The organism is Mycobacterium sp. SM3041 (assembly GCF_039668335.1).
Taxonomy (GTDB): Bacteria; Actinomycetota; Actinomycetes; order Mycobacteriales; family Mycobacteriaceae; genus Mycobacterium.
The window spans coordinates 137610-146628 of the sequence record NZ_JAYXBQ010000069.1; the positions used below are offsets into that span (position 1 = coordinate 137610).

6 protein-coding genes are annotated in these 9019 nt (G+C 63.4%); 4 read left to right on the plus strand and 2 right to left on the minus strand.

What is annotated here, in order from left to right; all coding sequences use genetic code 11:
* The first annotated feature begins 6 nt into the window (after positions 1 to 6).
* The 4 genes from VXD91_RS22370 to VXD91_RS22385 are packed head-to-tail and all read left to right on the plus strand — an operon-like array spanning position 7 to position 8118.
* The gene (locus VXD91_RS22370) at positions 7 to 5001 is read left to right on the plus strand and encodes a hypothetical protein (protein WP_346416457.1); all 4995 of its coding nucleotides are present in this window, start codon (positions 7 to 9) and stop codon (positions 4999 to 5001) included.
* 21 nt (positions 5002 to 5022) lie between these two features.
* Complete coding sequence (locus tag VXD91_RS22375; protein ID WP_346416458.1) at positions 5023 to 5943, plus strand: immunity 49 family protein; 921 nt, start codon at positions 5023 to 5025, stop codon at positions 5941 to 5943.
* Positions 5944 to 7200: a hypothetical protein gene (locus VXD91_RS22380; protein ID WP_346416459.1), complete on the plus strand. Its 1257-nt coding sequence runs from the start codon at positions 5944 to 5946 to the stop codon at positions 7198 to 7200. It abuts the gene before it with no gap.
* Positions 7201 to 7209: 9 nt separating this feature from the next.
* Positions 7210 to 8118 carry a hypothetical protein gene (locus tag VXD91_RS22385; RefSeq protein ID WP_346416460.1) on the plus strand — a complete coding sequence of 303 codons (909 nt, stop codon included), beginning with the start codon at positions 7210 to 7212 and terminating at the stop codon, positions 8116 to 8118.
* A 5-nt stretch (positions 8119 to 8123) separates the two neighbouring features.
* Here VXD91_RS22385 and VXD91_RS22390 read toward each other — a convergent pair whose 3' ends face one another.
* Both VXD91_RS22390 and VXD91_RS22395 read right to left on the minus strand, forming a co-directional pair.
* Positions 8124 to 8555: a Rieske (2Fe-2S) protein gene (locus tag VXD91_RS22390; RefSeq protein WP_346416461.1), complete on the minus strand. Its 432-nt coding sequence runs from the start codon at positions 8553 to 8555 to the stop codon at positions 8124 to 8126.
* Positions 8555 to 9019: DUF6529 family protein (locus tag VXD91_RS22395; RefSeq protein ID WP_346416462.1), on the minus strand; the 465-nt coding region annotated here is incomplete at its 5' end. The genes VXD91_RS22390 and VXD91_RS22395, both read right to left, overlap by 1 nt.

A 9019-nucleotide genomic window follows, 5' to 3' on the forward strand; every position in this document is an offset into this window, starting at 1 on the left:
GATGCGGTGCCCGGCCGCATTGAAGTTGAACCCGATGCGCTGATCGCCGCGGGTCAGATTGTGCTGGCAGCCGGCGAGCAGTTGGGTGCGCTGTCGGAGGCAGTCAAGCCCATGGTCGCCGAGGGTTTGGCCTCGGGCTACGACCTCGCTGGCTTCAACATGGGCGTGCAGTACGGGCGGCAAAGCCAGGAGTTCACCAACACGCTGGCCAACGCGGCCAATGCGTTCAAGAGTGTCGGCTACCGACTGATGGCATCGGGCTACAACTACCGCGATGCAGATGCGGCATCCACGATCGGCGGGCCGGGGCCATCTGGAGGGCTCGGTCCTGCGCCGCAGGAATCCCACCCGGGGCAGGCCGCGCGAGTGCCACAGAACTTGCTGGTTCCGCCACCGCCGAAATGGAACCTGATAACGATCCTATTGCCGTTGAACATGTGGCCAAACGGTCACGCCGGGTTGATGAAAGTCACTGCCGCACAGTGGCGTAACTTTGCCAACGGGTTCAAAGTCTTCGAGTCCATGCTCACTGCACCGAAGGCTGTGGTCGGCGCCCAACACATCGACGAGTCCGGGAAGATGACGGAGGCGCTCACCACACTCGGCACCAACATCACCACCTTGACGGAGATTTCCAGCAACGTCGCCAACGCGGTCGAGGACTACTCCAACCAGGTGCAGGAAACCCAGAACGCGATCCGCAGAATCCTGAATCGGATATCCGTTAGCGGTCTGTACGACGCCGCGAAAGACATCCTCACCGGTGACGGCATGAAACTACTGCGGGAGATCGCTAACGACATCAAGGCGTTGTGGCACAACTTTCAAACCATCGTCAAAGCGATCACCGGACTGTTGGGTGAAGCCCTCACATTGCTCGGCGAAGCAGCCGATGAGTTCCAGAGACTGATCCGTCCGGTGCTGATCGCCGCGTTCGGAGAGGACATCGGCGGCGCCCTGGCCGAAGGGATCAAGTTCTACACCGATGTCCAGGTCGGCCTGATATCAGGGCTGGTCGGGACTGTCTCAGGGCTTGTGTCGCTGGCGGATTTCGACACCTGGAAAGGGATGTACGACGTCGCCACGATGATCGCCAAAGATCCGTCCAAGACCGACGACGTGCTTATCGCCATGGGGAAACAGTTCGTCGCGTGGGACAAATGGTCGGGCGATCATCCTGGGCGGGCATTGGGTGAAGCGGGCTTCAACATCGGATCGTTGTTCGTTCCCGGCGGCGCTCTCAGCAAGACCGGGTCGGTGGCCAAGGGTGCAAAGCTCGCCAAAGATCTGGCCAGCGGGGAACGGAAGCTGTCCGACCTCGCCAAGTTCGGATCCCGCGGCCGCGGCTCGGTCGACGCGGGGGACTCCGCTGGTCTGGAAGGCCTTAGCGATCTCGGCAGCCGGACCCAGGCCCCACGCTTTGACGCCGGGGCGATGCCCGAGATCGGCGACGCCCCGCGGCCGCCCACGATCGGTGACTCACCCGGGGGTACACCGCGTGGGATGGGTGGGCCGCCGGACCCACCCGGTCCTGATCACACCCCCGTACGGCCGGGCGGGGATGGCCCCGGGCAGCATTCGGGGCCACCGGAGCGCACATCAGGTCCCGCGGATTCGGGACCGCCACGTCACGACGGTCCCCAATCATCAGGTGGACCAACACATTCCGGGGACGGACCACAGTCGAACAGTGGTCCCGCCACCAACGGCCAAGGGTCCCATGTCCCCAGCTCTGAGGGCCCGCGATCGAGTGAACCACCCTCCGCCGGCCACACCCCATCGGATGCGTCGTCCGGGCCGTCGCAAACGCAGCATTCCCCGCAAACCTCCACGGACACAAGCGCACACGACCAGAGCAACAATTCGCCGGCCCACGATCAGCGGGGCGGTCACGATGCGGCCGGCTCCCGCGACACCGGCGGCCACACGCCAAACGACACCGGACACCGCAGCGACGCCGACAGCCGGCCCAGTGACCACACCTCCGGCGCGGAACGCCACTCCGGCGGCGGCGAACACCCTGGTGGCGGCGAAAATCATTCGCCCCCAGATCATTCGCGCACCCACGACTCGCATACCACGGACGGTGCACACCGCACCGACCACACCGCGCCGTCGCACCTGACCGACGCTCCCGTCCACCGCGATACGGGTACCAACACCTCGACCAACTCGCTGGCCAACGCGATGAACATGGGTGGCCCCATCGGACCCATGGGCCACCATTCCCCCGGTGGCCACAGCTCGAGCCCGACCAGTAGCCACACCCCTACCGCCAACACGGAGCGACCCGCGGGGTCCCCCACTCCACGCGATACCCCAGCGAAAAACTCGCCGCCGCAGCGGCCGCCAGAACGAACCGCCGCCGCCGGTCCAGCACGCGACACCAATCCCAGCCCGCCGGTGAAACCCACTGCGGCACAGGGAGAACCACACGCCCCCGAGCGCATGCAGCCTGGTTCCGAGCAACCTCAGCGACCACCGGCTCCGACAGAGCCTCATCACGATGCGAGCCCGCGCACCGATCAGGGCGCGCAGAACGCGCGGCCCACCGCTGAGCACCCGCAACCCACACCAAGCGGTCCACACACTGAGGATCACGCTCCGAGCGGGACACCGAGTCACGCCGGCGGCCGATCCGACGCGCCACGGCCGGACCCGGTTGATGCGGTGACGCCAGTGCTCGACCGGCACGGTGTGACCCTGAACGAATTCATCGACTGGCAACGTACGGCCGCGATAGTGGGTCGCGAACACCTGGCCGAGCACTTCACTCGTGAGCAATTGCAGGTGATGTACGAGGCACGGATGGCCCATCCGCACCCTGGCCCCAACGACACGATTCAGAAGGTCGTCGGCGACAGCGTTGTGGACTCGATCCTGAATCAAGTCCGAAACCCTGGTGCGCCTTACAGCACGAACCCCCGCTATCAAGCCAACGCCGTTGGCGGGTGTGTCTCGGTGCGGTCAGACGCGCATGGGCTACGAACCCCGTCAGAGCTGCTACACGGCCTGCGCCTCGACTACGGGCATGGTTCGCCCTATGAGGTGTTCACCACCACTGATCATGCCTATGTCATCGAAGGCGAACTCAGGTCGGGCCGGTTCTCGGTACCGAATCAACACGTCGCTGAACACCTCGGCATCGCTGATCCTCGAAGCGAAGACCTGCCCAGCGGGACACCACCTCACACTGGCACGGGCTACACCGGTGCCGGAAACGGGCTCAACCCCGAGTATCAACTCACAACGGGCGCATGGCAGCCCGGAGCGACACTGGTCCGAATCGACCCGGACGGATCCCGACACGATGTGGCGCGCCTCGCCGATAAAGACACCTGGGTATCCGCCAAGGACCCCAGCGACCATGTCGTCGATGGCTGGCCACAGCACAAGGGCGGCGACTGGGTCTTCCCGGATTCCACGCAGCACGGGCCACACCCAGAACCGCCCGATGCGACGCACCGCAGTCCCGAACTGGGCGACACCGGGCCACCTCCTGATCGACATTCCAGCACGGGGGCCCCAGATGCGTTCCGACACTCCGCTTTCGAGACCCCTGCGGGCGCCGCATTCTTCGACCCAGCAGATTCACACATGCGCTCGGCGGCCGGCGATGTTCCGAGATTCCCCGGTGAGTTCACCGTCGATGTGCACGGCGATCACCACAGCGTCTCGGTGTACGACAGCGCCGGCAATCAACATCGACTCTCGCCACACGATTTCGCCGATGCGATACGTAACAGCGGATGGGATGGGCAGACGCCCATCCGACTGATGTCCTGCGACACCGGCGCGGGAAATCACTCGTTCGCCGCTGACCTGGCCCGTGAGCTCGGGGTCCGCGTCACGGCACCGGACCGGCCGGTATGGAGTTATCCCGACGGGCGCCCACCAGTGGTCACCGGTTTCGATCGCGGCCCCGACGGCGAACGCGTGCCGCGAATCCCACCCGATGGCAGTTGGCACCAATTCGAGCCCGACGGCACCACACGGCACGTACTCGATTCACCAGAACCGCAGCACGTCGAGGCGGACGGTCATCACGCCGATGAGAGTCCCGACGGCTCAGACCCACAGAGCCGCGCCGGGCGAGAGATCTCCGACGATCCGATTGATGGTCTGGAGGGGCGGCACCCACCAGCCAGCCTCCAGGAGAAGGTCGACGACGCCCGGTATCGGGAGAAGTATTACGACGAGGTGCGCACTCGCGATTCGCTGCGTGACGAAAGCGCATCGACCGAGCCGGAGTACCGGCGCAGAAACGAGAACCAACTCGACTTCGACGGTGACCAGGTACCCCTGATCCGCCGCGACGACGGCGGCGCTCTGGCAGCGGTGCCGGACGGCTACGAGCGAGCAACCTTGGCGGACGGCGAGACGCTTCTTCATGCGGCCAATGCACAAGAACGCCACGACGCTCAAGGATTGATCGACCGACGCGAAGCTGCCCGCGAACACGTTGTCGCCGCGGATGCCGCGTACCAGGCAGAGCGAATCAGCGGTGTTGAGGCGGCCCCCGAGACGATCAGTGAACGTCAGGCCGCATTCACTGAGCAGACCGCCGCCGGTGAGGCGTTGGGCGAGCACGCGGCCACCCATGCCATGGAGAACAGATTCCCCGGCAGCCAGTTCGACGTGACACCATTACAGGAAGGACAACGAGGCCCAGGCACTTTCGACCACGTCTACGAAGTTCGGGACCGCGAGAGCGGCGAGACACGTGTGGTCGTCGTAGAGGCCAAAGGACCCAGCGGACACCTTGGCACCCGCCTAGGCTTCGACGGAGTCAGCTACCAGCAAGGACATCGCCAGTATGCCGCGAGTGTCATCGATGCAATGCGGAACCATGGGCCGGAAGGACGACAATTGGCGCGTCGTCTGGACGCAGCATTGCAGACCGATGCGCTCGATTACTATTTGGTAAGAGCACGGGTGGATATCACCCCAGGTGGCGCCGAGTACGGCGGATTCCGCATGGACCGATTCGCGTTGGACTAGAACGGGGCGAGTGAAATTGCGATGCTAGTGATTAATCGGCACCAGATCGATCTGGATGACATTGAACAAAGAATCCAGGAACTGTTTGAAGACATCGATTTCACCCGAGGTCTGATCGAAGCGAAACCTCAACTGACGGAGCGGCTCTTTACCTACTCCAGCTGGATCGCGAATTATTCATCGGTCGAAGATCCGGACGCAGCACTCCTACGCATCTGGGATGCGACGTGGATGGCGATGCAAGCCGGCTCAGCGATGTTCCTCAACGCAAACAACAAGGACCGCGACATCGAGTTCACTCTCGGCTTCGACGACAAGGTCGCCACCACCGGCACCGGTCCGAACTCCAGCGCGACAGCCGGAAAATGGCTCGCCGCAATGTACTTCGCGATAGTCTGCCGCCGACATGACCGCATAACGTCCCTCTGCGCAACTCCCGTCGAGACGCTGCGAGCCGCCGGTGCGGCGTACGACGAGTACATCTACGACTGGGTGACCGCATTCCAGAAGTTCTTCCGCCGCGATGACGACGTTGTTCGGGCGATCCTCACCGCAATGGAGGGCGCAGACCCGGAACGCGCGAAAATTGCCAAACCAGAACTGCTGTTGCTGCTGTTGTATCCCCCGATCGAATTACTGTATTGCGTCACCCAGGGAAACGCCGAAGAATTCAACACCCGGCTGGCTCGGGCAATCGAAGACCACAAGAAGTTCTGGTCAAAAACCGCCGACAGACGCCGGGACGTCGAAGGGTTCATCGCGTGGGGTCCACTGGCGATGGCGTGTATTGCCCACGACATGGGCATGACAATTACCGTCGAAACGCCGTACCTACCGACGCATCTCATACTCGGCAGCCGCGCAACCGAATCACAATTCATCAGACAAAGCCGGCAACGCCGTGAATCGTCCGCCAACGGACCGACCGAAGGAGACATCTAGGTGACAAAAGCCTTATCGGTCTCTCGGCCCGATCCCGCTGCCACAGAGGGAGTTTCGCCCGACGCTTCGCTCCCCCGGCTCTCACGCGAGGACGCCGCACGGGTCGCCGACTATCTCGACGCCGGTGCGGTCGTGGCACGCACCACCGCACGGGCTATCGACCCCTGGTTGAACCCGCCGGCCGCCCAGGTGCCATTGACCAAGCGCACCGACGGCGTCTGGCGCTGGGACGACGAAGTCAGTTACTACGTCCGGAACTACGGGCTCTCCCCCGGCGCCGAATTCCTCAACTACCTACACCAACGCAACTTCGCTCCACCCACCGTCAGCCCCGAACAAGTCAGTGCCGTAATCGACGAACTCTTCGGCAACCCGACCCAAACGCTACAACCTCGGCTCACGCTCGACGGCACACAACTACTGCCCCGTGACTATTACTGCATTTATCAGGGGCACGCGTTCCACTGCTACGTAAGCGGCCAGCAAGTCCGCTTATCGGTAGACCCCGGAGGATTGATCCCCGATGGATTCGAACCGAAAGACGATCGCAATGCCGCACCACCGGCAATCGCCTACAAGACCGTACCCGCGACCGATATCACGGCCTTCTATGAAGTGATCACCAGTTGCTGGTACAAAGGAGCGCCTTTCTCGGTCAGGGCAATTACCGGCACGCAATTTCAACTCAGCATTGGCGGCGGGCGCCGCCAGAAGATCGTGCGACCCAAGCCACCCGCTCCGACTATGGACGAGTGGAGTTATTTCCCCAATGCAGAGGTGCTCGGTATGGGGGAAGTCTGGGCAGAGATCGACATCATCGAAGCAGCACGGCTCACCATGGCGATCGTGCCCCACCATCTGTTGGGCGATCACCTTGTACCGGTCAACGATCCCACCGGATACGGCTACCCAGTGCCGAAAGCCCACGAAATCTTCTACTTCCCATCAGCACGGGACAGTCCCTACCTGCCCGGCAACGACGCCATCACAACTATCACCGCCTACCTCGCCGCCCACGACCCCAACTACCCCACCACCGGACTCACACCCCAACGACTACGCGACGGATGGCGCCTCAACCCCACCACCGACGTACCGACGATCTACTACATCGCCGACGACAAACACATCATCACCGCACCCGCCACCGCACCAACCACCCACATCGACAGCCAACTGTCCGCCGAATTCCGCAACCGCCACCCCATCGTGAACCCACCACCAGCGCACGACACCGGCACCGACATCTTCGACTGAACAAGCACGATGAACCGCACCGAACCGGCGATCCCGTCCGGCGTACTGCAACCGACGCTCACGCTCGACGGCACACAACTACTACCCCGGGGCTACTACTGCACCTATCAGGGCCGCGCGTTCCACTGCGGCCAGTACCGTCAACAAGTCCGCTTATCGGTAGATCCCGGAGAATCGATACCCGATGGATTCGAACCGAAAGGTGACCGCAATGCCGGACCGCCGGCAATCGCCTACAAAACCGTTCCCGCCGCTGATATCACCGCCTTCTACCGCGCAATCACCACCTGCTGGTACAAAGGCGACCCGTTCTCGGTCGGGACGATTATCGGTACACGGTTTTACCTGAGCATCGGCGGCGGGCGCCGCGAAAAACTCGTGCGTCCAGAGCCACCTCATCCCACCATGAACGAGTGGGCTCAATTCCTCAATGCAGAGGTCCTCGGTATGGGGGAAATCTATGCACAGATCGACATCATCGAAGCAGCCCGACTCACTATGGCGATCGTGCCCTATCGCTTGGATGGCGATTACCTCCTACCGGTCCACAACCCAACCAGAGGCCGCTACGCGGTACCGAAAGCCCACGAAATCTTCTACTTCCCCTCGCCGCGCGACAGCCCCTTCCTGCCCGCCAACGACGCCATCACAACTATCACCGCCTACCTCGCCGCCCACGACCCCAACTACCCCACCACCGGACTCACACCCCAACGACTACGCGACGGATGGCGCCTCAACCCCACCACCGACGTACCGACGATCTACTACATCGCCGACGACAAACACATCATCACCGCACCCGCCACCGCACCAACCACCCACATCGACAGCCAACTGTCCGCCGAATTCCGCAACCGCCACCCCATCGTGAACCCACCACCAGCGCACGACACCGGCACCGACATCTTCGACTGATCAGGTCAGCCCAGGACGATCGAGTCCCCCTGGACCGTGACGGTCTTGGCTTCGAGCGGCTTCTTGGCCGGCCCCTGCGCCACCGTCCCGTCGAGGTTGAACTTGCTGCCATGGCAGGGGCACTTGATGGTCCCGTCGACGATCTCGCTGACGGTACAGCCCTGATGGGTGCAGATGGCCGACATGCCCTTGAAGACGCCCGCCGTCGGCTGCGTCACCACCACCTCGCCGACGATGACACCCGAGCCCACCGGCACCGCCGAGGTCTTGACCAGTCCACCGTCGGCCGCCCGAGTGGTCCCACCGCCTGGCGTCGTGGCCGGCGCCTGACTGGCGGCGGGCGGCTTGCCGTAAGTCTGGCAGGCCGCGACGACCGTGGCGCCCAAGGCGATTCCCGTACCGGCCAGCACCTCGCGGCGACCCAGGTTTCCTGACATCAGAACTTCAACCCCTCTCCGACGAACAGCCACAGCGCCGAGGTCAGCCAGAGATACACCAGGCTGGTGAACACCGCACCGCCGAGCACTGGGATCGCCCAGCCCGGAACACCTTTGCGCGTCAGCAACAGCATCTTGGCGACGAACGCGCCGTAGAAGAAGCAACCGAGCAGGGAGTGCGTGAGCACCCGCACATCGGCGGTCTGGAACCCCACTGCGTACAGGCAGTGCACCGCGACCGGGACGGTGGCGAACACGGCCAGCCGACCCGACCACACATGTGCGGCACCGATCCAGGTCGGCGCCTTCACCGGCAGCCTGCCGTACATGACCAGGGCTGAAAACACCTGGAACAGGCCGAGAATCGCCGCCAGGGTGGCCAACCACGCCTTCGCGTACAACCCGCTCGAGAAGCCTGCGAAGTTGACCGAGAAGAACTTCGGCTCGTGTACCGATCCGAACAC